At 68.4% G+C, this 19,608-nt stretch carries 20 protein-coding genes; 2 read left to right on the top strand and 18 right to left on the bottom strand.

Annotated features, from left to right (window positions below; translation table 11 throughout):
• Positions 1–10 precede the first annotated feature (10 nt).
• Positions 11–1,072, bottom strand: coding sequence for a dTDP-glucose 4,6-dehydratase (gene rfbB / locus KU887_RS04330; protein WP_077019979.1), 1,062 nt, complete (start codon positions 1,070–1,072; stop codon positions 11–13).
• Positions 1,073–1,425: 353 nt separating this feature from the next.
• Here rfbB and KU887_RS04325 point away from each other — a divergent pair, with 353 nt between their 5' ends.
• A complete protein-coding gene (locus KU887_RS04325; RefSeq protein ID WP_058901970.1) occupies positions 1,426–2,265 on the top strand; it encodes a symmetrical bis(5'-nucleosyl)-tetraphosphatase in 840 nt (279 codons plus the stop codon).
• A gap of 37 nt (positions 2,266–2,302) precedes the next feature.
• On the opposite strand, the gene KU887_RS04320 is transcribed toward KU887_RS04325, so the two are convergent.
• From KU887_RS04320 to KU887_RS04285, 8 genes are all read right to left on the bottom strand, one after another.
• Positions 2,303–3,160 carry a 1-acyl-sn-glycerol-3-phosphate acyltransferase gene (locus KU887_RS04320; RefSeq protein WP_006485105.1) on the bottom strand — a complete coding sequence of 286 codons (858 nt, stop codon included), beginning with the start codon at positions 3,158–3,160 and terminating at the stop codon, positions 2,303–2,305.
• Positions 3,161–3,179: 19 nt separating this feature from the next.
• On the bottom strand, positions 3,180–4,457 hold the full coding sequence (locus tag KU887_RS04315) for a dihydroorotase (protein WP_080322917.1): 1,278 nt from the start codon (positions 4,455–4,457) through the stop codon (positions 3,180–3,182).
• 61 nt (positions 4,458–4,518) lie between these two features.
• On the bottom strand, positions 4,519–5,550 hold the full coding sequence (locus KU887_RS04310) for an aspartate carbamoyltransferase catalytic subunit (protein WP_006476735.1): 1,032 nt from the start codon (positions 5,548–5,550) through the stop codon (positions 4,519–4,521).
• 73 nt (positions 5,551–5,623) lie between these two features.
• A complete protein-coding gene (gene pyrR / locus KU887_RS04305; protein WP_006493013.1) occupies positions 5,624–6,148 on the bottom strand; it encodes a bifunctional pyr operon transcriptional regulator/uracil phosphoribosyltransferase PyrR in 525 nt (174 codons plus the stop codon).
• Entirely contained in the window at positions 6,135–6,584 is a 450-nt protein-coding gene (gene ruvX / locus KU887_RS04300) for a Holliday junction resolvase RuvX (RefSeq protein ID WP_006476737.1), read from the bottom strand. The genes pyrR and ruvX overlap by 14 nt, the downstream gene beginning before the upstream one ends.
• On the bottom strand, positions 6,581–7,159 hold the full coding sequence (locus tag KU887_RS04295; protein ID WP_006491354.1) for a YqgE/AlgH family protein: 579 nt from the start codon (positions 7,157–7,159) through the stop codon (positions 6,581–6,583). Before KU887_RS04295 ends, ruvX begins: the two co-directional genes overlap by 4 nt.
• 182 nt (positions 7,160–7,341) lie before the next feature.
• On the bottom strand, positions 7,342–8,643 hold the full coding sequence (locus KU887_RS04290; RefSeq protein WP_205670341.1) for a hypothetical protein: 1,302 nt from the start codon (positions 8,641–8,643) through the stop codon (positions 7,342–7,344).
• Between the two features lie 104 nt (positions 8,644–8,747).
• A complete protein-coding gene (locus KU887_RS04285) occupies positions 8,748–8,918 on the bottom strand; it encodes a rubredoxin (protein ID WP_004186709.1) in 171 nt (56 codons plus the stop codon).
• A 255-nt stretch (positions 8,919–9,173) separates the two neighbouring features.
• Between KU887_RS04285 and KU887_RS04280 the strand changes: the two genes are divergently transcribed.
• Positions 9,174–10,040 carry a hydroxymethylpyrimidine/phosphomethylpyrimidine kinase gene (locus KU887_RS04280; RefSeq protein WP_012492910.1) on the top strand — a complete coding sequence of 289 codons (867 nt, stop codon included), beginning with the start codon at positions 9,174–9,176 and terminating at the stop codon, positions 10,038–10,040.
• A 191-nt stretch (positions 10,041–10,231) separates the two neighbouring features.
• On the opposite strand, the gene groL is transcribed toward KU887_RS04280, so the two are convergent.
• The 9 genes from groL to KU887_RS04235 all read right to left on the bottom strand — a co-directional run bounded on the left by groL (position 10,232) and on the right by KU887_RS04235 (position 19,110).
• Positions 10,232–11,872 (bottom strand): chaperonin GroEL, encoded by a 1,641-nt coding sequence (groL, locus tag KU887_RS04275; protein ID WP_006485462.1) that lies wholly within the window; start codon positions 11,870–11,872, stop codon positions 10,232–10,234.
• A 46-nt stretch (positions 11,873–11,918) separates the two neighbouring features.
• A complete protein-coding gene (gene groES, locus KU887_RS04270; RefSeq protein WP_004186661.1) occupies positions 11,919–12,212 on the bottom strand; it encodes a co-chaperone GroES in 294 nt (97 codons plus the stop codon).
• A 394-nt stretch (positions 12,213–12,606) separates the two neighbouring features.
• Positions 12,607–13,122: an SRPBCC family protein gene (locus KU887_RS04265; protein ID WP_006496674.1), complete on the bottom strand. Its 516-nt coding sequence runs from the start codon at positions 13,120–13,122 to the stop codon at positions 12,607–12,609.
• A gap of 44 nt (positions 13,123–13,166) precedes the next feature.
• Entirely contained in the window at positions 13,167–13,799 is a 633-nt protein-coding gene (locus tag KU887_RS04260) for a DUF1571 domain-containing protein (protein WP_258254611.1), read from the bottom strand.
• Positions 13,796–14,218: a hypothetical protein gene (locus KU887_RS04255; RefSeq protein WP_062911448.1), complete on the bottom strand. Its 423-nt coding sequence runs from the start codon at positions 14,216–14,218 to the stop codon at positions 13,796–13,798. Before KU887_RS04255 ends, KU887_RS04260 begins: the two co-directional genes overlap by 4 nt.
• Positions 14,219–14,244: 26 nt before the next feature.
• On the bottom strand, positions 14,245–15,027 hold the full coding sequence (locus KU887_RS04250; RefSeq protein WP_060213797.1) for an anti-sigma factor: 783 nt from the start codon (positions 15,025–15,027) through the stop codon (positions 14,245–14,247).
• Positions 15,024–15,539 carry a sigma-70 family RNA polymerase sigma factor gene (locus tag KU887_RS04245; protein ID WP_006496678.1) on the bottom strand — a complete coding sequence of 172 codons (516 nt, stop codon included), beginning with the start codon at positions 15,537–15,539 and terminating at the stop codon, positions 15,024–15,026. Before KU887_RS04245 ends, KU887_RS04250 begins: the two co-directional genes overlap by 4 nt.
• Before the next feature lie 27 nt (positions 15,540–15,566).
• Complete coding sequence (locus KU887_RS04240) at positions 15,567–15,926, bottom strand: hypothetical protein (protein WP_034200933.1); 360 nt, start codon at positions 15,924–15,926, stop codon at positions 15,567–15,569.
• A gap of 313 nt (positions 15,927–16,239) precedes the next feature.
• Positions 16,240–19,110: a hypothetical protein gene (locus KU887_RS04235; RefSeq protein WP_258254607.1), complete on the bottom strand. Its 2,871-nt coding sequence runs from the start codon at positions 19,108–19,110 to the stop codon at positions 16,240–16,242.
• Positions 19,111–19,608: the final 498 nt, after the last annotated feature.

Genomic DNA, 19,608 nt, shown 5'->3' with positions numbered 1-19,608 from the left:
CCGGAAGCCCTCAAGTGCGTTGCGCGTAGTTGGTCTCAACCCATTTGCGGTACTCGCCCGACACGACGTCGTCCACCCACGCCTGGTTGTCGAGATACCACCGTACAGTCTTCGCGAGCCCCGATTCGAACGTCTCGGCCGGCATCCAGCCCAGTTCCCGCTCCAGCTTGCCCGCATCGATCGCGTAACGACGATCGTGACCGGGGCGATCCGTCACGTAGGTGATCTGGTCGCGATACGAACCGGCCTCCTTCGGACGCGCCGTGTCGAGCAGGTCACAGAGCGTATGCACGACTTCGAGGTTCTTCTTCTCGTTCCAGCCACCGACGTTGTACGTCTCGCCGGGCACGCCGCGCGCAAGCACTTCGCGAATCGCGCTGCAGTGGTCGCCGACGTATAGCCAGTCGCGTACGTTCTGGCCGTCGCCGTACACCGGCAGCGGCTTGCCCGCGAGCGCATTCGCGATCATCAGGGGGATCAGTTTCTCGGGGAACTGGTACGGGCCGTAGTTGTTCGAGCAGTTCGTTGTCAGTACCGGCAGCCCGTACGTATGGTGGTACGCGCGCACCAGGTGATCGGAGCCGGCCTTCGTCGCGGAATACGGGCTGTTCGGCGCGTACGCGGTCGTTTCGCAGAATTGCGGATCGGTGGCGGACAACGAACCGAATACCTCGTCAGTCGACACGTGCAGGAAGCGGAACGCAGCCTTGCCCGCGTCGGTCATCCCGTTCCAGTATTGACGGGTGGCCTCGAGCAGCGTGAACGTACCGACGACATTGGTCTGCACGAAATCCGCGGGGCCGTGAATCGAGCGATCGACATGGCTTTCCGCGGCGAAATGCAGTACGGCACGGGGCTTGTGCTCGGCAAGCAGCGCATCGAGCGCGCCACGGTCGCAAATATCGACACGTGCGAATACATGCTTCGGATTTCCGTCCAGCGACTGGAGCGTCCTCAGATTCCCTGCATACGTCAGCTTGTCGACGTTGAGCACGGCTTCATCGGACGCGCGCATCCAGTCGAGTACAAAATTAGCACCGATAAAACCTGCGCCGCCCGTAACCAGGATCATGAGGCTCCCTCAAGTAATTCGCGGCGAACGCCCTGAAGGCCCTCGCCGCATCAGATTCTCAACTGCCAGTAGCGGGTGACCGCTACATGAGACCGGGAATTTTAACCGGTCGACATGGTCTCCAAAGTCATGAAATGCTAATTTTGTTGGGGCCAGCGACAATTATAGGGAGCCGCCCTCTGCAAAAGCCATGCCGCTAACAACTTGATACAGCGGCTCGAACCCTTTCGGAACGTGAAATTTCTTGCCATGTCGATCAGCCATTGCGGAATAAATTTTGCGCAAAGCCGCGTCAAATGGATGATTTTCCGCGCTCTACCGTTGCTCGCAAAGCCCGCTGCCCCATGACCCTCATGCCCCCGCCCCCCATCGCCATCGGCGACATCCAAGGCTGTCACACCGCTTTCCAGTCGCTGCTCGACAAGCTCTCGCCCCCCGCCGACACGCCGCTCTGGATCGCCGGCGACATCGTCAACCGCGGCCCCGGCTCACTCGCCGCACTGCGTGCGCTCGTCGACCTCGGCCCGCGCGCGACCGTCGTGCTCGGCAATCACGACCTCCACCTGCTCGCGGTTTCCGCCGGGCTGCGCACCGAACGCCCGGGCGACACCATCGGCGAGATCCTCGATGCGCCCGACGCCGACGCGCTGCTCGACTGGGTCCGCCACCGCCCGTTCGTGCATGCGGAGCACGGAATGCTGCTCGTGCACGCGGGCGTGCTGCCGCAATGGGATGCCACGCTCGTGCTCGAGCTGGCGGACGAGCTCCAGCGCGCGCTCCGTGCGCCCGACTGGCGCGACACGCTGCAAGGCCTGTACGGCAACGAGCCGAATCAATGGAGTCCGAACCTGAAAAAACGCGACCGGATGCGCGTCGCGTTCAACGCGTTCACGCGCCTGCGCTTCTGCACGCCCGACGGCGCGATGGAGTTCAAGGCGAACGGCGGCCCCGACAGCGCGCCGCCCGGCTACCTGCCGTGGTTCGACGTGCCCGGGCGCCGCACCGAGGACGTGACGGTCGTGTTCGGGCACTGGGCCGCGCTCGGCCTGATGCTGCGCGACAACGTCGTCGCGCTCGATTCGGGATGCGTATGGGGAAACCAGTTGTCGGCCGTGCGGCTCACGGCCGATCCGGCGCAGCGCACGGTCACGCAGGTGCAGTGCGAAGCGTGCCGCTCGCCGGGCGGCGAGTGACGGCACGCTGATTGGCCGGCCCCGGCCGGGCGGCGCGTCAGCCCTCGCGCCCCGGCACGGGCGCGTCCGTCGTCGCCTCGCCCGCCGCACCGGCACCGAGCTCGGTCGCCGGATACGCATGCTTCTGCAATTCGGCGAGCGATTCGGCCGTCGGCTTGCCGACCTTCTCCTGCAGCGTCGCCAGTGCAGCGGCGATCGCGTCGCGCGCCGCCGCGGACGTCGCGCGACGGTCGCCACCCGGCGCGATCGGTTCGCACACGTACAGATGCGCGACGAGCGGGCCGCCGCGCAGCACCATGTCGAGCGACTTGCCGAGCGACAGGTCGCCCGTGTAGGCCGGCGCGACCGACTGTCGCCCGCTCGCGTCCTCGTACATCAGGCAGATCGGCTGCACCGCGCAGCCGGCCGAGACCGCGGCCTGGAACAGGTTCGCATGGAACGGCAGCAGCTCCTGGCCATCGGACGTCGTCCCTTCCGGAAACACGCACATCAGCCCGCCGGTGCGCAGGCGCTCGGCCATCTCGTGCATGATCCGCATCGCCTCGGTGCGCTTCTCGCGCTGCAGGAACACGGTGTCGAGCTTCTCGGCGAGCCAGCCGACGACCGGCCATTGCCGCACCTCGGCCTTCGACACGAACGGCGTCGGCCGCCACGCGTTGACCGCGTAGATGTCGAGCCACGACACGTGGTTGCCGACGACGAGCGCGCTCGCGTCGAGCCGCGCGCCGTCGTTGTGGACGACGAGGCGCATCCCGCAGATCCGCAGCATCTTGATCGACCAGCGGCGCGTCATCTCGGCGCGGCGCGCGGGCGTGACATGCGAAAAACGCAGCGCGACGATCACCATGCCGCGCAACAGGTGAAAGACGAGACGCAGCTTGCGAAAGGCGATCATGGCGAAGGTCCGGCGAGGTTCAGTGGCGCTCGAACGCGACCTGCCCGGCCACGAGCGTGGTACGCACGGTGGCCGGCAGTTCGTAGCCGAGGAACGGCGAGTTGTGGCCCTGGCTCTTCAGCGCACGCGGCTCGACGCGCCAGTGCGCGCGCGGATCGAACACGCACAGGTCGGCCGCGCCGCCTTCGGCGAGGCGGCCCGCCGGCAGTTGCAGCACGTCGGCCGGCGCGGACGTGATGCGGCGCAGCGCCTGCGCGAGCGGCGTGCGCGTCTCGTCCGCCCACTTCAGCGTCAGCGACAGCAGCAGTTCGAGCCCCGTCGCGCCCGGCGTCGCTTCGCCGAACGGCAGCAGCTTCTCGTCGTCGTCGACCGGCGTGTGATCCGAGCAGATCGCGTCGATCGTGCCGTCGGCGAGCGCCACGCGGATCGCTTCGCGATCGCGCTCGCTGCGCAGCGGCGGGTCGAGCCGGAACTGCGAATCGAAGTAGCCGATGTCGACGTCGATCAGGTGGACGTGGTTCACGCCGACGTCGCAGGTCACGGGCAGCCCTTCCGCCTTCGCCGCGCGCACGAGCGCGAGGCCGGCCGCCGACGACAGCCGCGCGAGGTGCACGCGTGCGCCCGTCACGCGCATCAGTTCGAAAATGGTGTGCAGCGCGATCGTCTCGGCCGCGACCGGCACGCCGGACAGCCCGAGCCGCGACGCAAGCGCGCCGCTCGCGGCCACGCCGCCGCGGCCGATGAACGCGTCGAGCGGACGCAGCCACGTCGTGTAGCCATAGGTGCTCGCGTACTGCAGCGCGCGCAGCAGCACCTGCGTGTCGCGCACCGGCACGTTGGCGTGCGTGAAGCCGACACAGCCGGATTCCGTCAGCGCGACCATCTCGGTGATCACCTCGCCCTTGAGGCCGACCGTCAGCGCGCCGAGCGGATGCACGTTCGCCTGGTGGAGGTTGCGCGCACGGAACTTGAGCATTTCGACGAGGCCCGGCTCGTCGAGCACGGGATCGGTGTCCGGCGGGCACACGAGGGTCGTGACGCCGCCCGCGACGGCCGCGGCCATCTCGGACGCGAGCGTCGCCTTGTGTTCGTAGCCGGGCTCGCGCAGCCGCGCGCACAGGTCGACGAGGCCGGGCGCGACGATCAGGCCCGACGCGTCGATCGTCTTGTCCGCGTTGAAACCGGCGGGCGCGCTGCCCAGCGCGGCGATCTTGCCGTCCGCGACGAATACGTCGGCCTGCCCTTCGGTGCCGGCGACCGGGTCGATCAGCGTGCCGCCTTTGATATGAATCTTCATGCGCTGTCTGTGAATGCGTTGATTGCGTTGAATGCCTGAACGAGGAGGCGCGAAAGCGGGCTCAGTCGCTGTTGCCGGCGACGATGCCCATCACCGCCATCCGCACCGCGATGCCGAACGTGACCTGGTTGAGGATCACCGACTGCGGCCCGTCGGCGACCTGCGAATCGATCTCGACGCCGCGGTTCATCGGCCCCGGGTGCATCACGATCGCGTCGGGCGCGGCGAGCGCGAGGCGCTCGGGCGTCAGGCCCCACGTCTTGAAATACTCCTGCGCGGACGGCAGCAGCGCGCCGCTCATCCGTTCGTTCTGCAGGCGCAGCATGATGATCACGTCGACGCCCTTCAGCCCCTCGTCGAGGTTGTGGAACACCTTCACGCCCATCTGTTCGAGGCCGCCCGGCAGCAGCGTGCGCGGGCCGATCGCGCGCACTTCCGGCACGCCGAGCGTGGTCAGCGCGTGGATGTCGGAGCGCGCGACGCGCGAATGCAGGATGTCGCCGACGATCGCCACGCGCAGCTTCGTGAAGTCGCGCTTGTAGTGACGGATCGTGTACATGTCGAGCAGGCCCTGCGTCGGGTGCGCGTGGCGGCCGTCGCCGGCGTTGATCACGTGCACGTGCGGCGCGCAGTGCTCGGCGATCAGGTACGGCGCGCCGCTCGATGCGTGGCGCACGACGAACAGGTCGGCATGCATCGCCGACAGGTTGTTGATCGTGTCGAGCAGCGATTCGCCCTTGCTCGTCGACGACGCGTTGATGTTCAGGTTCAGCACGTCGGCCGACAGGCGCGTCGCGGCGATCTCGAAGGTCGTGCGCGTGCGCGTCGAGTTCTCGAAGAACAGGTTGAACACGGACTTGCCGCGCAGCAGCGGCACCTTCTTCACCTCGCGGTCCGTCACGCTGACGAACTGCTCGGCCGTATCGAGGATGTGATTGACGATCGAGCGCGGCAGGCCCTCGATCGACAGCAGATGCTTCAGCTCGCCGTTTTTCGTGAGCTGCGGGTTGCCCTTCAGGAACCCGTAGCGAAACCGGTCGGGGCTCGCGGCCGCCGCGGGATTGCCGGTGCGGCCAGTGGTGTCGGTGGTCATGGTGTGCGTGATTCCAACTATGCAAACGGGCCGCGGTGCAAACCAGCGGCCCGGGATACGGTTCGCGTGTCGTTCAGGCGCCGTGCGACTCGCTCTGGGCCTCGATACGCAGCGTGAATCGCGCATCGTCGCGCGCGAGCACGAGCGTCGCGTCGGCCGGCACGTCGAGCGCGCCGCCCGCGAAGCGCGCAGCGACCGGCAGCTCGCGGCCGCCGCGATCGGCCAGCACGGCGAGCTCGACCGCGGCCGGACGGCCGTAGTCGAACAGCTCGTTGAGCGCCGCGCGCACGGTGCGCCCGGTGTACAGCACGTCGTCGACGAGCACGATGCGCGCGCCGTCGATCTCGAACGGCAGCGACGTCGGGCTGGCCTGGCTGTGCAGCCCCTTCTTCGCGTAGTCGTCGCGATGCAGCGCGACGTTGACGACGCCGAACGCCGGTGCGCCGAGATCGCGTGCGAGGCGCTCGGCGAGCCACGCGCCGCCGCTGTGAATGCCGGCGAGCCGCGGGCCGCCCGGTGCGGCGAACGTCGTGCCGTACGCGGCGCGGATCTGGTCGAGCAGGACGCGGTAAAGCGCCTCGGCGTCAATGGTGCTCATGGTCGGACAATTGATCGAGATACTGTTGAAGGATGACGCGCGCGGCTTCGGCATCGAGCATGTCGGTGCGTGCGCGGCCGCGCACGTTGCGCTCGCGCAGTCCGGCCTCGGCCTCGACCGACGAATAGCGCTCGTCGACCCACGTGACGGGCAGCCCGAAGCGGCCGTTCAGCTGGTTGCCGAAGCGCTTCGCCTGCTGCGTCATGTCGTGCGGCGTGCCGTCCGGATGCATCGGCAGGCCCACGACGAGCGCGTCCGGCCGCCATTCGGCCAGCAGGTCGCCGACCGCCTTGAAGCGGTGTTCGCGGTTCAAATTCTGGATCACGACGAGCGCGCGGGCCGAACGCGTCAGCGCGTTGCCGATCGCGACGCCGATCCGTTTTTCGCCGTAGTCGAACGCCAGGAGCGTCGCATCGCGCGCGCTCGCGCCACTCATGCGTGCCCTGCTTCGCCGGACAGCATCGACGAGCTGACGCCGAGCAGGCCGAGCGCGGCTTCGAAGCGCTCTTCGGCCGGCGTGTCGAACACGATGCGCGGATCGGCGGCGACCGTCAGCCAGCCGTTGCGGGAAATTTCTTCCTCGAGCTGCCCTGCCCCCCAGCCTGCATGGCCGAGCGTCAGCAGGAAGCGCTTCGGGCCGGTGCCCGTCGCGACCGCCTCGAGCACGTCCTTCGACGTCGTCATCTCGAGCCCGCCGTCGACGGACATCGACGAGTTGTAGCTCGCGCCCTCGACCGGCTCGTGCAGCACGAAGCCGCGCTCGGTCTGGACCGGGCCGCCGAAGTACACGGGAATGTGCAGCAGCGGCTCGATGTCGAGCTTCAGGTCGATGCGGTTGAACAGCGATTCGAGGTCGATGTCGGTAGGACGATTGATGACGAGGCCGAGCGCACCGCGCTCGCTGTGATCGCAAAGATAGACCACCGTTCCCGAGAACGTCGGATCGGCCATGTTGGGCATGGCGATCAGGAACTGGTTGGTGAGATTGATGCGATCGGAAGGCTTTGACATGGTTTGAATTTTAGCAAAGACGCCGCGACCTGACCGGGCCGCGATCAACAAGCAACGCCGCGCCACGCTGGCAACGGCGCGCGCGGATCACACGGCACTCTAACACGCGCGCGGGCGCTGTCGGCAGCGTGTTGCAGGCCCGCGCGACAAGGGCCGCCGTCGCGTGTCCGTCCCCTTGTTCGTCAGCTCCGGCCGAGCGCCGTACCGAGCGCTGCGGACGCCGCGGTGAGATCCGGCGGCGCGACCCCGGCCGCGATCTTCAGGAGCGCCGCGCGCAGCATGTCGGACGCGTGGCGGTGCGCGTCGAGGCCGCCGTCGGCGAGCGGCACGCCGTGCGCCGCGCGGCGCCACGCCAGGCCGAGCGTGTCGGCGAGCAGCGCCGCGTGGCCGAGCCCGAGCGCGCATGCGGCCGTGCCGACCCGATAGGCCGCGCCGGACGCGTGCCACGCGGCGCCGGCGTCGGCCGTGGCCGGGTCGGCCGCCAGATCGGCCATCGACGCATCGGCGGTCTGCAGGAAATCCTCATAGGCATGCGCGTTGACGGTCACGACGCCGAGCGCGCGAGTGGGCGCGGCCGCGACCGCATCGCGCTCGGCCCGCGCGGCATCGGCCTCCCACAACGCTTCGGACGCGGGCGTGCCGGCGACGTGCCAGTCGACCGTCAATCCGTAGTCGTGCAATACGTCGACGAGCGCGACGTCCTCGGCCGCGGCGCCGAACAGCGCGAAATCGCGCCACAGCAGCGCCACCGTCTCGCGCACCAATTCGGGCGGCGCGCTGCGTCGGCCCTGCGCGTGTTCGCCGAGCAGCAGGTTGGTCCGCGCGAGAAAGCGCTTCAGCTCGGGCGCGCCGCTTGCGCGCAGCGCGCGCGTACACGCGGCCGCGAGCCGCCAGAAATCGTACGGCCCGTCGTCGGTGAGCGCGGCGAGCAGCGCGTCGAGTTCGTCGAGTGCGGCGCCCGGTGCGCCGTGTTCGGCCCGCAGTACGCCGAGCAGCGCCTGCTCGTAACGGGCGCGAATCCGGGGCGCGAATGCGTCGGGCAACGCGCGCAGCGTGGCAGGCGGCACCGCGCGGCCGACCAGCGCGAGCGCATCGGGCGGCGTGCGCGTGCGCAGGTCGGCGGCGCTTTGCGCGCGCAACGCACGGAAATGCTCGAAGAGAACGGGCGAGCACGCGAGCTCGCGCAGGTTGTGGCGTCCGACGGCCGCACGAAAATCGCGCAGCGCGGCGCGCCAGCCGGCCGAGGTCGGCTCGGTGGCGACGAGCGGCACGGCGGCCGACAGTTGCCCGGCAAACCGTGCGGCCGGCAACCAGCCGGCTTCCGCCAGCACGGCCGCGGCCGCGGAAAGCGGCGCCGCTGCGTCGTCGCGCCGCTCGAATGCGTCGGCGGCCGCCGCCAGCCACGCGTCGGCCGCGCGCACGGCTCCGCCACGCGGGTTGGGCAATGCGTCAGGGTGGGGAACGTTCGCCGGATCGGACGTCATGGACACGCGCGCCTGTCATCGTCAAGTCGCTCGCGCGAACCGCGGCGCGCGAGCGCCGGGCCGGTGCGAGGCCTGAGCGGAGTGTCCGTGGGCCAGCGGCCCGGTCAGATCTGGACCATCTCGAAGTCTTCCTTGCGGGCACCGCATTCGGGACACGTCCAATTGATCGGGACGTCTTCCCAGCGCGTGCCCGGGGCGATGCCCTCTTCCGGCAGCCCGGCTTCTTCGTCGTAAATCCAGCCACAAATCAGGCACATCCAGCTCTTGTATTCCATCTTAAGCCGCGTCGGGGAAAAGTCGGTAAATTCGGGAGCCATGATGGTACCGTGTCGGGGCCGGACTGCCTAGCAATCGCGCTGGAGGACGGCAACTACGTTGCGCTGCGCTAAAAATTCCGTCGTACCGGCCGGATTCCACCGCATAATGGTTGAAAAGTGCGGCCTGCCGGGCAACACAGGGCAAAAAAAGCCCATTCGCCTCGCCGTCCGCATTTCCGTCGCTTGTCCGTTTTTCTCTTGCCCCATTTTTACATGTCCAGCAACGCCCCTCCGATCGTCCTCACCTTCGGCCTGTCCGATCCCACCGGCGGCTCCGGCCTCCAAGCCGATCTGATGACCCTGGCGAGCATGGGCTGTCACGGCGTGTCCGTCCTGACCGGCTATACCGTGCGCGACTCGGCCGCCTGCGATGAAGTCACGGGCCTCGATCCCGACGTCGTCGCCGCGCAGGCGCGCATGCTGCTCGAAGACATGCCGGTTGCCGCGTTCAAGATCGGCGCGGCGACGCGTGCAGAAGTCGTGAGCGCGATCGCCGAAGTCGTCGCCGACTACGACGGCGTGCCGCTCGTGCTCGCCCCGGACTTCACGCTCGACGACGAGCACGTGCTCGCCGCCGACGACCTGCGCGAATCGATCGCCGACCTGCTGGCGCCGCAAACCACCCTGCTGGTCGCCGACCACGCGACGCTGATCGCGCTCGCCCAGCCGGACGGCGATGCCGAAGCGCCGAATCTCGACGCGGCCGTATCGCACCTGCTGTCGCAGGGCTGCGAATACATCCTGTCGTCGGAAACCGGCTCGCACCGGCTCGTCAATACGCTGTACGGCGAAGAAGGCCAGCTGCGCGAAGACATGTGGGATCGCTCGCCGCACCGGCTGATGGGCATCACCGACACGCTCGGCGCGGCCATCGCGGCGCTGCTCGCGAACGGCCAGGAGCCGCCCGAAGCCGTGCGCGAGGCGCAGGAATACCTGTACCAGGCCGTGCGCGACGCGTTCCGGCCCGGCATGGGCGCGTACCTGCCCGACCGGTTCTTCTGGGCGCGCAGCAACGACGATTCGGATACGCCGCCGGCCGTGAAGGCCGACCCGGCGCCGAGGACGTCGCACCGGCATTGAGTCGCGACGCGGCGGGCAGGCCCCGCCGTCGCACGCCGCGCCTCGACGCTTTGAGGCGTGGCGTATCCGGCCGCCTCGCGTACGCATCGAAAACCGCGCGCACATAAAAAAAGACCCGCATCGCTGCGGGTCTTTTCTTTTGGCTGGAACGCGCATCGCTGCGCGCCCCGGACACCGTCGACCGAAGTCGATTACATGTCCATGCCCATGCCGCCCATGCCGCCCGGCATGCCGCCCGGCATCGGTGCGTCTTCCTTCGGCAGTTCTGCGACAGCTGCGTCGGTCGTCAGCAGCAGGCCTGCCACCGAAGCTGCGTTCTGCAGCGCGGTACGCGTGACCTTGGTCGGGTCGACGACGCCGGCTTCCACCATGTCGACGTACTCGCCCGTTGCTGCGTTGTAGCCGTAGTTGCCCTTGCCTGCTGCAACTGCCGCCACCACGACGCTCGCTTCTTCGCCACCGTTCGTGACGATCTGGCGCAGCGGCTCTTCCATCGCGCGCAGCACGATCTTGATGCCGGCGTTCTGGTCGGCGTTCGCGCCGGTCAGGCCTGCGATCGCGGTGCGTGCACGGATCAGCGCAACGCCGCCACCGGCCACGATGCCTTCTTCCACAGCTGCGCGGGTTGCGTGCAGTGCGTCTTCGACACGTGCCTTCTTTTCCTTCATTTCGACTTCGGTCGCAGCACCGACCTTGATCACTGCAACGCCGCCTGCCAGCTTGGCCACGCGCTCTTGCAGCTTTTCACGGTCGTAGTCCGACGTCGCTTCCTCGATTTGCGCGCGCACTTGCTTCACGCGTGCTTCGATGCTTGCAGCTTCGCCTGCGCCGTCGATGATCGTCGTGTTTTCCTTGCCCACTTCGATGCGCTTCGCCTGGCCCAGTTCCGCCAGCGTTGCCTTCTCGAGCGTCAGGCCGGTTTCTTCCGCGATGACTTGACCGCCGGTCAGGATCGCGATGTCTTCCAGCATCGCCTTGCGACGATCGCCGAAGCCCGGCGCCTTGACCGCAACGGTCTTCAGGATGCCGCGGATGTTGTTGACGACCAGCGTCGCGAGCGCTTCGCCTTCGACGTCTTCTGCGATGATCAGCAGCGGACGGCCAGCCTTCGCGACTTGCTCGAGCACCGGCAGCAGATCACGGATGTTCGACACCTTCTTGTCGTGCAGCAGCACGAACGGGTTGTCGAGGACGGCGACTTGCTTGTCCGGATTGTTGATGAAGTACGGCGACAGGTAGCCGCGGTCGAATTGCATGCCTTCGACGACGTCGAGTTCGTCGGCCAGCGACTTGCCGTCTTCGACGGTGATGACGCCTTCCTTGCCGACCTTGTCCATCGCTTCAGCGATGCGATCGCCGATCGACGAATCGCTGTTCGCCGAGATCGAGCCGACTTGTGCGATTTCCTTGTTGGTCGTGCACGGCTTGCTGATCTTCTTCAGCTCTTCGACAGCCGCTGCGACTGCCTTGTCGATGCCGCGCTTCAGGTCCATCGGGTTCATGCCCGATGCGACGTACTTCATGCCTTCGCGAACGATCGATTGCGCGAGGACGGTTGCCGTCGTCGTGCCGTCGCCTGCGTTGTCGCTGGTCTTGGAAGCGACTTCCTTGACCATTTGCGCGCCCATGTTCTGGAGCTTGTCCTTCAGCTCGATTTCCTTCGCGACCGACACACCGTCCTTGGTGACCGTCGGGCCGCCGAAGCTGCGCTCGAGCACGACGTTGCGGCCCTTCGGACCCAGCGTGACCTTGACTGCGTTGGCGAGAATGTTCACGCCTTCGACCATCTTCGAACGGGCGGAATCGCCGAATACGACGTCTTTAGCTGCCATCTTCTAACTCCTTGAATTCTTGGGAATATGTACCGTCGGATGACGCTTACTTGGCGTTGACCACGGCCATGATGTCTTCTTCGCGCATGACCAGCAGTTCCTGGCCGTCGACCTTCACGGTCTGGCCTGCGTACTTGCCGAACAGGACGCGATCGCCGACCTTCACGTCGAGCGCGATCGGCGCACCCTTGTCGTCGCGCTTGCCCGGGCCGATGGCCAGGACTTCGCCCTGATCCGGCTTTTCAGCAGCGGCGTCGGGGATCACGATGCCCGAGGCGGTCTTGGTTTCCTGATCCAGGCGCTTGACGATCACGCGATCGTGCAAAGGACGAAGGTTCATATTCACTCCTCTCTTGACTGAGATTGAAGAACGCTTAGGGAATCTGCCCGGCTCATCGCCCGGCAGAGAATTGTTAGCACTCTCGTGCAGCGAGTGCTAATTATATGGACGGGTTTTGACAAATTCAAGAAGGGGAACCGGAGGAATTTTCGGGGCGGCGGCGCAGCGGGGAAAACAGACAAAAGCGACAAAAAACCCTTTTAAAACAAAGACAAACCGAACACATCCGGCTCCGCCCGCGGGCTCGTGCGGCCCGCGCATCTCATCCAGCCCCGTTTGGACACCGGGTAAGCCCGGAGTTCCCGAGACCGCTGACATCGCATCGAAAAAACCGCGCGGACGCCGATTTCGTCCGTCGCGACGCGTCCGTCACTCGGCTTCGCCGGGCCGATCCTCACGCATCGGCGCAGTCCGCGCCCGACAGCGGCCGAAAGGTCCGGCCGTCCGTCTCGACGGCCGCACCGAGCCGCCGTGCGAGCCCTTTCGCGCCTTCGCGCATCACGACGTCGTGATTCCACCGGAACAGCGGCCGCGCGAGCGGTTCCAGCCAGTTCATCCAGCGCACGTGCGTGCGGATGTGCCAGTCGTAGCGCACGACGGTGCGCGCGCCGTCGGCGACGAACGACCAGCGGCCGTCGCCCTCGATCGCGCCGCTCGCACGGCCTTCGAGCGCATGCGGCCGCTCGACGCGCCGCACGCGCATGTCGAAGGTCAGCCGGTACGGCAGCGCGCCCTTCCAGGTATACCGGTGCAGCGCGCCGACGCCGCGCGCGTCGCCGGGCTCGAGCTCGACGGTACGCACGGCGCCCTTCCACCAGTCGGGCCAGCGGTCGACCTGGTAGATCGCGTCCCAGACCGCCGCGAGCGGCGCGTCCACCCGCCAGGTCGTCGAAAACCGGTACTCCGCCATGCAGCCTCCCCGGCATGCGCGTCAAGAACGCGGATGGCGCGCCGTCAGGGCGCGAAGAAACGCTCGGGAAACGCGACGTCGATCTCCACGTCGTCGAGCGTCACGGTTTCGAGCGGCGTGTCGTCATCGTTCGCGTAGCTGATGACCTTCAGCGGAAAACCGTCCGCGGCGTCGAGCCACAGCCGGTAGCGATGCACGCCGTCGACCGCGTGCGCGGGCGCGCCCGTGACCAGCACGCGCAGCGCGGTCCGGCCGCCGACGGCCTCCTCGCCTTCGGTCACCGTCGCGCCGCCCTGCTGCAGCGCATGCACGTTGCGCAGCAGTTCGCCGACGTCCGAGCGGTCGACCCGGTGGCCGGTGCGGTCGCGCACGAGCGGATTGGACGGCAACAGCGTCAACGCGGGCGGCGCATGCGTGCCGAACGGGCGCAGCCGCACCTTGCCGTCGCCGGGATCGTACGCGAGCACCGCGCCGCGATGCGGCGACACGAAATCCATCCGGACGAAGCCCGGTTTCAGGTACGCGTAGCGGATTTCGGTGTGCTCGCCGTCGCGCGCCGACGAGCGGATCGTCGCGCGGTACGAGCGGACGTGGTCGAAATGCGCCTGCGCGACGGTCACGGGATCGGCTGTCATGCTCGCTCCTATCAGGCTCGCGGCCAGCAACGCGGCGATCATGGCGCCGCCTCGACATCGAGCACGCCTTCCATTCCGCGCGCGCGATGGCTGCCGAAAAACAGCAGCCGGTGCGTGCAATAGTAGGCGAACCGCCCCGGCTGCTGCGGCGTGAAACGAAACGTTCTCGGCGTCGTGCCGAGTTCGGTATGCACCGCGATGCCCGCCTGCGGCGGCGCGTCGATCTCGAAGCTGTGCGGCACGACGCCGGGTTCGGCCGATACGGTCAGCTCGACCGGCACGTGCGCGCGGACGATCACGTGGTTGGGCCGGAAGAAATAGCTGCCGCCGACGATCGTCACCCGCTGCACGCCATCGGCATCGACCGGCACGTGCACCGGCGCATCGCCCTGCGCTCGCGCAAGCATCGTGCCCGCGACGCACGCCGCCAGCACGAGCCCCTTCATCATCGCCGTCTTCATTGCCTGCTCCCTGCGGGCGCCGCGCGTCATCCCTTCCACGCGTCGGTCGGGCCGCCCAGCGCACCGCATGCGTCGATCGCGAGTTCGCGCAGACGCCGTTCGTCGCCGCGACCGGACAGCGCATAACCCATGCCGCGATCCGACCAGAAATACGTGTAGCGACCGTCGGCCGACATCGCCCGCGGCGCGAGGCGGCGCGCATCGTATGCGGTCATGTACAGCGTCACGCGCGCGCCGTCCGCGCGCTGGTACATGAGCTGCGCGGCCGGCCCCGCGTCGCCGGGCAGCAACCGGCCGCCCAGCAGCGCGTAACCGTATTCGTCGAGCGACGGCGCGCGCACCGGCCGGCCGATGCGCGCCGACAGCCACGCGGCGAGACGGGCGGGATCGGCCGCACCCACTTCCACCGGATGCTCGCGGTCGGCGGCGTACACGGCGTACGCGACATCGGCGCGCGCGGCGAACGCCGGTGCGCGGCCGAATGCCGCCCAGCCCGCATGCAGCGCGACGCCGATCAGCAGGCCGGCCGCCAGCCCCGCGAATGCATGCGCGACGGCGCGCCAGCGCGGCGCGCGGCGCTGCACGAACAACGCGGGCGCGGCACCCGGCAACGGGAACAGCGCCTTCAGCGCATCGCGCTGCGCACGGTAATGCGCAAATCGTTCGGCTTCCTGCGGATCGGACTGCAGGCGCTCGAGCATCTCGCGGCGTTCGTGCCCGGACAATTCGCCGTCCAGCAACGCGGACAGCAGTTGCGCCGATGCATCGTCGTCCTGCTGGTTCGAAGGCTTGCGCGGATCGTCCATCATGGCTTCCCGATCACCCGTAACGTGGCCGTGCCGTGCGCCGGCGGCGCGTCCGACAGCAACGCGCGCATCTGCGCGCGCGCCCGTGCGAGCCGCGACATCACCGTGCCGACCGGCACGCCGAGCACCTGCGCGGCATCGCGATAGCTCAGCTCCTCGAGTGCGACCAGCAGCAGCACCTCGCGCTGTTCGACCGGCAGCCGGTACAGCGCGCGCTGCACGTCGCGCAACTCCAGCCCGCCGACCGCGCCCGCAGGCGCGGCCATCGTCTGCCACGGCGCCGTCGCGTCGTCGACCGCGATCTCGTGCCGCGCGCGCAACTGGTCGATGAAGCGGTGCCGCAACAGCGTCAGCAGCCATGCGCGCAGGTGGCCGCCGTCGCGCGGCGGCCGGTTCAGCGCACGCTCGAGCGTGTCCTGCACGAGGTCGTCGGCCCATGCGCGCTCGCCCGTCAGCGCACGCGCATAGCGCGTGAGATGCGGGAGCCACACCAGCAGGTCCGACTCATAGCTCATCGGGATGCCTCGCGCCTCGCCGCGCGGTCATGGCCGCGCGACGTGCCACATGCCGCCGATTCCGTCGCCGCCCGCGTCGCCGGCCTTGTGGTCCATCTTCCAGCGATACAGCGGGCGGCCGCGGTACGCCCACTGCTTTTTGCCGTCGTCGCGGGCGACGAGGCTCAGCGCGCCCGACGCCTTGTCGTACGCGTCGGCGAGCGCGGGCGGCCAGTTGGCCGCGCACGTGCCGTCGCACATGCTCTTGCCCGGCGCATCGCGATCGAATACGTACAGCGTCATGTGCGCTTCGTCGACCAGTTTCCCGTCGCCGGCCTGTGGCGGTTCGGCGGCCGCCGGCCGCGCGATCGCCGCCGTCAGCGCGGCAGCGAAGATCATCCGTTTCATTCCCGTTCTCCTTGGCGTCGTGTCGCGACACGGTGCCGCCGGACGGGACGATCGGCTGCGTCGCGATCATTATCCCGCCGGCCGGCGGTGCCGGAACTCGGTATGTAAACGGACGGCGACGGCCGGTTATTCCATCCGGCAGCGCGACGAGCGGCGACGATCGTTCATGCGACGAAAGAAACCGGGAACCCGCAAACGACAACGCGGCATGACATCGCTGTCATGCCGCGTTGCGCGACCGTATTGCACGGCCCGTATTGCACGTCCGTTTCGCACGACGGCCGATGCAGCGCCGTCGTGCAGTTTCGGCCGCTTACCTCGGCAGTGCGCCGGTCAGCGACTGGAGCAGCGTCGTCACCGGTGCGAGCGGGTTGTTCGGCGAGCTGTTGCCCGAGTGCGGCGTCACCGACAGGCTCGGCGCGGAACCGAGCGCCGTGCCCACCGACGTGCCGACCGCGTTGACGACCGTCGCCGTCGAGTTGGCCCCCGTCGTCAGCAGCGAACCGACCGCGCCGGCCGTACCGCCGGCCGCGTTCGCGCCCGCGCCGAGCAGGCTGCCGCCCGCCGCTGCCGTCGAACCGGCCGCCCCCGACAGCGCGCCGGCCGCCTGGCCGAGTGCCGCCGGGCCGGATCCGAGTGCGCCCGTCACCGAACCGAGCGCACCGGTCAGTGCGCCGGCCGGGTTGCCGCCGCCCGTCAGGCCACTCACGAGGTTCGTGATCGGCGCGATCGGGCTGTTGCCCGCAGCGCCGGACAGCGTGCCGACCACCTGGTTCACGACGCCTTGCACCGGCGCCAGCGGGTTGGAGCCGCCGAGATTGCCGAGGGCACCCGTCACCGAGTTCAGCGCGCCCGTCAGTGCACCGGCCGGATTGCCGCCGCCGAGCGTGCCGACGACCTGGTTCACGACACCCTGCACCGGCGCCAGCGGGTTCGTGCCGCCCAGTGCGCCGAGCGCGCCCGCCGCCGAGCCGACCGCGTTGCCGAGGGCGCCCGTGGCCGTGCCGATCGCGTTGCTCAGCGTGCCGGCCGGGTTGCTGCCGCCCAGCGTGCCGACGACCTGGTTCACGACGCCTTGCACCGGCGCCAGCGGGTTGGAGCCGCCGAGATTGCCGAGCGCGCCCGTCACCGAACCGAGTGCGCCGGTCAGCGCGCCGGCCGGATTACCGCCCGGCAGCGCATTCTGCAGACCGTTGACGAGGTTCGTGATCGGCGTGATCGGGCTGCCGCCGCCCGCACCGGACAGCGTGCCGACAACCTGGTTGACGACACCCTGCACCGGCGCCAGCGGGTTCGCGCCGCTGAGCGCGCCCGTCACCGAGTTCAGCGCGTTCGTCAGCGCACCGGCAGGATCGCCGTTGCCGAGCGTGCCGGCGAGCTGCGTGACAGCACCTTGCACCGGCGCGAGCGGGCTCCCGGCGCCGCCGACGTTGCCAAGCGTGCCCGTGATCGTGTTGACCGCGTTGCTCAGTGCGCCGGCCGGGTTGCCGCTGCCGAGCGTGCCCGTGACCTGGTTCACGACGTTCTGGATCGGGGTGATCGGGTTTGCGCCGCCGCCGAGGTTGCCCAACGCGCCGGTTACGGTGCCGAGGGCGCCGGTCAGTGCGCCTGCGGGGTTGCTGCCGCCGATGCCGCCCAGTGCGCCGGTTACCGTACCGAGGGCACCGGTCAACGCGCCTGCCGGGTTGCCGCCGCCGATGCCGCCCAGTGCGCCGGTTACCGTGCCGAGGGCACCGGTCAGTGCGCCTGCCGGGTTGCCGCCGCCGACGCCACCCAGTGCGCCGGTTACCGTGCCGAGGGCACCGGTCAAGGCGCCTGCCGGATTACCGCCAACGCCGCCCAGTGCGCCGGTTACCGTACCGAGGGCACCGGTCAACGCGCCTGCCGGATTGCCGCCGCCAACACCGCCCAGTGCGCCGGTTACCGTACCGAGGGCACCGGTCAACGCGCCTGCCGGGTTGCCGCCGCCAACGCCACCCAATGCGCCCGTCACCGTGCCGAGCGCGCCGGTCAGTGCGCCGGCGGGATCGCCACCGCCGATCGTGCCCGTGAGCCCGTTCACGACACCCTGAACCGGTGCCAGCGGGTTCGAGCCGCCGCCGGTGCCGCCCAGCGCGCCCGTTGCGGTGCCGAGCGCGTTGCTCAGCGTGCCGGTTGCCGTATTCACCGCGCCGGTCAATGCACCGGCCGGGTTGCCGCCGCTCAGGGCGCCCGTTACTTGATTCACCACACCCTGAACCGGCGCCAGCGGGTTCGAGCCCCCACCGATGCCGCCCAGCGCACCCGTTGCCGTACCGAGCGCGTTGCTCAACGTACCGGTTGCCGTGTTCAGCGCGCCGGTCAGCGCGCCAGCCGGGTTGCCGCCGCTCAACGCACCCGTTACTTGATTCACCACACCCTGAACCGGCGCCAGCGGGTTCGAGCCGCCACCGATGCCGCCCAGTGCGCCCGTTGCGGTGCCGAGCGCGTTGCTCAGCGTGCCGGTTGCCGTATTCAGCGCGCCGGTCAATGCCCCGGCCGGGTTGCCGCCGCTCAATGCACCCGTTACTTGATTCACCACACCCTGAACCGGCGCCAGCGGGTTCGCGCCGCCACCGATGCCGCCCAGCGCGCCGGTGACCGTACCCACGGCACCGCTCAACGCACCTGCCGGGTTGCCGCCACCGAGCGCACCCGTCACCTGATTCACCACACCCTGAACCGGCGCCAGCGGATTCGCACCGCCGCCGATACCGCCCAGCGCACCCGTGGCCGTGCCAACCGCATTGCTCAGCGCGCCCGTCGCCGTATTCAGCGCCCCGGTCAGCGCGCCTGCCGGGTTGCCACCGCCGAGCGCCCCGGTCACCTGATTCACCACGCCTTGCACCGGCGCCAGCGGCTGCACCCCGCCGCCACCGCCGAGTGCGCCCGTCACCGCCCCCACGGCGCCGGACAGCACGTGTCCCGGGTCACCGAGCGACGTCTGAATCGCCCCCGACCCGCCCGCCGTCACGGTGACCGAGCCCAGCGGCGACGTGCCCGTCGCGACCAGCCCGACCGACACGCTGTTCGTCGGCGGATTGACGATCACTTGCGGGATCGGCAGCGAGTCGAGCGCCCCCGCCATCGCGGAACCCGAAGCCAGCACCCCGAACACCGTCGCGACCGACAGCGCCACACCCGTCAATTTAAAATTCTGTCCCATCTTTATTTTCCCCATCTCGGTTGGCACTACGTTGACAAAGCATGGGGACGGATTGCACGAAGCGTGCCAATTCAAAAAACGGGATTGATTCGTCTGCCTAATGACCGGTAATAACGTTTTTTAATCGATTTCAGGCGAAATTCCTGAATTGCGGAGCCCGAATCGTCTGATGAAAAAGGTCGCCGGAACGCGGATGTAACGTAACGTTTGCGAGCCCCGTAGTAACGTGTTCCGGTACATTCCGCGTAACGTCGAAACACGCGATCACGATGAGACCCCATACCGCCATGACGGACTGCCCATTACGCATTTCAGCAATATGAAAATGCATTGATAAATCGCGAATTTGCTGATTTTCTTTTATCGCGCGATTTTCTTTCTTATCGATTACGCAGATCATTTACGATTGCGTGGATTTCGATAACCCGGATAGCAGAATGAAAAACTGTGAAGCGTGCGCATGGCCACCGGCGCGTGCCGGCGGCCGAAGCCGCATCT

It is taken from the genome of Burkholderia sp. EMB26, from assembly GCF_024730645.1.
Lineage (GTDB): Bacteria > Pseudomonadota > Gammaproteobacteria > Burkholderiales > Burkholderiaceae > Burkholderia > Burkholderia cenocepacia.
The sequence above is the reverse complement of the archived record's forward strand: the minus strand, read 5'-3'. Positions and strand labels throughout refer to the sequence as shown.

Coding starts and splice junctions, on each gene's coding strand:
- pyrR (WP_006493013.1), bottom strand. CDS start 6,148: ATGAGCACCATTGACGCCGAGGCGCTTTACCGCGTCCTGCTCGACCAG.
- KU887_RS04315 (WP_080322917.1), bottom strand. CDS start 4,457: ATGAAGATTCATATCAAAGGCGGCACGCTGATCGACCCGGTCGCCGGC.
- groES (WP_004186661.1), bottom strand. CDS start 12,212: ATGAACCTTCGTCCTTTGCACGATCGCGTGATCGTCAAGCGCCTGGAT.
- ruvX (WP_006476737.1), bottom strand. CDS start 6,584: ATGAGTGGCGCGAGCGCGCGCGATGCGACGCTCCTGGCGTTCGACTAC.
- KU887_RS04240 (WP_034200933.1), bottom strand. CDS start 15,926: ATGAAACGGATGATCTTCGCTGCCGCGCTGACGGCGGCGATCGCGCGG.
- KU887_RS04295 (WP_006491354.1), bottom strand. CDS start 7,159: ATGTCAAAGCCTTCCGATCGCATCAATCTCACCAACCAGTTCCTGATC.
- KU887_RS04245 (WP_006496678.1), bottom strand. CDS start 15,539: ATGAGCTATGAGTCGGACCTGCTGGTGTGGCTCCCGCATCTCACGCGC.
- KU887_RS04260 (WP_258254611.1), bottom strand. CDS start 13,799: ATGATCGCCGCGTTGCTGGCCGCGAGCCTGATAGGAGCGAGCATGACA.
- KU887_RS04235 (WP_258254607.1), bottom strand. CDS start 19,110: ATGGGACAGAATTTTAAATTGACGGGTGTGGCGCTGTCGGTCGCGACG.
- KU887_RS04310 (WP_006476735.1), bottom strand. CDS start 5,550: ATGACCACCGACACCACTGGCCGCACCGGCAATCCCGCGGCGGCCGCG.
- groL (WP_006485462.1), bottom strand. CDS start 11,872: ATGGCAGCTAAAGACGTCGTATTCGGCGATTCCGCCCGTTCGAAGATG.
- KU887_RS04280 (WP_012492910.1), top strand. CDS start 9,174: ATGTCCAGCAACGCCCCTCCGATCGTCCTCACCTTCGGCCTGTCCGAT.
- rfbB (WP_077019979.1), bottom strand. CDS start 1,072: ATGATCCTGGTTACGGGCGGCGCAGGTTTTATCGGTGCTAATTTTGTA.
- KU887_RS04285 (WP_004186709.1), bottom strand. CDS start 8,918: ATGGAATACAAGAGCTGGATGTGCCTGATTTGTGGCTGGATTTACGAC.
- KU887_RS04255 (WP_062911448.1), bottom strand. CDS start 14,218: ATGAAGACGGCGATGATGAAGGGGCTCGTGCTGGCGGCGTGCGTCGCG.
- KU887_RS04325 (WP_058901970.1), top strand. CDS start 1,426: ATGCCCCCGCCCCCCATCGCCATCGGCGACATCCAAGGCTGTCACACC.
- KU887_RS04290 (WP_205670341.1), bottom strand. CDS start 8,643: ATGACGTCCGATCCGGCGAACGTTCCCCACCCTGACGCATTGCCCAAC.
- KU887_RS04265 (WP_006496674.1), bottom strand. CDS start 13,122: ATGGCGGAGTACCGGTTTTCGACGACCTGGCGGGTGGACGCGCCGCTC.
- KU887_RS04320 (WP_006485105.1), bottom strand. CDS start 3,160: ATGATCGCCTTTCGCAAGCTGCGTCTCGTCTTTCACCTGTTGCGCGGC.
- KU887_RS04250 (WP_060213797.1), bottom strand. CDS start 15,027: ATGATGGACGATCCGCGCAAGCCTTCGAACCAGCAGGACGACGATGCA.